This is a genomic window from Streptomyces sp. E11-3, from assembly GCF_046540415.1.
In the GTDB taxonomy this organism is placed as follows: Bacteria; Actinomycetota; Actinomycetes; order Streptomycetales; family Streptomycetaceae; genus Streptomyces.
Genome location: NZ_JAZGRL010000192.1, coordinates 1 through 1137 on the forward strand (window position 1 = coordinate 1; position 1137 = coordinate 1137).

The 1137-nt window shown below is 77.6% G+C and carries 1 protein-coding gene; it reads right to left on the bottom strand.

Annotated elements, in window-relative coordinates:
- On the bottom strand, window positions 1-789 hold a 789-nt coding region (locus tag U9R90_RS36335; protein WP_411061770.1), incomplete at its 3' end, for an NAD(P)H-hydrate epimerase.
- Window positions 790-1137 lie beyond the last annotated feature (348 nt).

Here is a 1137-nt window from a genome sequence, read left to right on the forward strand (position 1 = left end):
CCCGCCCCGCAGCGCGCCCGCCACCGCGAGCACCGCCGCGCCGGGGTAGCGCGACGAGCCCGCGGCGATGCCGACGACGCCGCGCCGGTACTTGTCGCTCGCCGCGCCCGGCTCGGGCAGCAGCCCGGCCACGTCGGCGTACTGCAGCGCCTGGACGTCCGGCGCGTCGGGCAGGGACAGCCCGATGTCGACGAGCCGTACCGGGCCGGCGTACGTCCGCGCGGGGTCGATCAGCAGCCCCGGCTTGTACGTCCCGAAGGTCACCGTGGCGTCGGCGCGTACGGCGGGGCCGTGTACCTCGCCGGTGTCCGGCTCTACGCCGCTCGGCAGGTCGACGGCGACGATGGCCGCACCCGACGCCTGGGCGAGGGCGGCGAGCCTCGCGGCGTCGGGGCGTAGGCCGCCGTGGCCGCCGATCCCGACGATGCCGTCGACGACGAGATCGGCCCGCCGCAACGGCGCCTCCGCGCCTGAGGCGGACGCGACGCTCCCGCCCGCAGCCCGGAGCGCCGCGAGCCCCCCGGTATGGGTCCGCTCCGGCGCGAGCAGCACCGCGGTGACCCCGGCGCCGCGGCGGGCCAGGCGGGCGCCCGCGTAGAGGGCGTCGCCGCCGTTGTCCCCGCTGCCGACGAGGAGTACGACTCTGGCGCCGTACGCCCGGCCCAGCAGCTCGACGCAGGCGGCCGCGAGACCGGCCGCCGCGCGTCGCATCAGCGTTCCCTCCGGCAGCCGTGCCATGAGCTCCCGCTCGGCGGCCCTGACCGTCTCCACGCAGTACGCAGTACGCATGCCCCCGAGTCTGCCGTGCCCGAGCTTGGGCTGCGCTCGTGGGCCGGGGCCACGTCGCTCCCGACCGTGGCGCTACGCCCGGCCCACTCGGCCGGGGCCACGTCGGGACGTGCTCCCGTCCGTGGCGCTACGCCCTGTCCGCTTGGGGTCGGGGCCACGTCGGGGGGTACGTGCTCGGGCCCTCGAGGTGGCCCCGTATGAACACGGCACCCGTGACGGGGCCATTGTTCGCCCACCTCGCACGGCACCGCGCCCGCGACCCGGTGGGGGCTCGCGCCCCCCGCTGCGCGCGTCTACCTGTTGTGGGCAATCGTTCCGCAGGGCGAGGGGGGCACCTCCCGCTCGAGC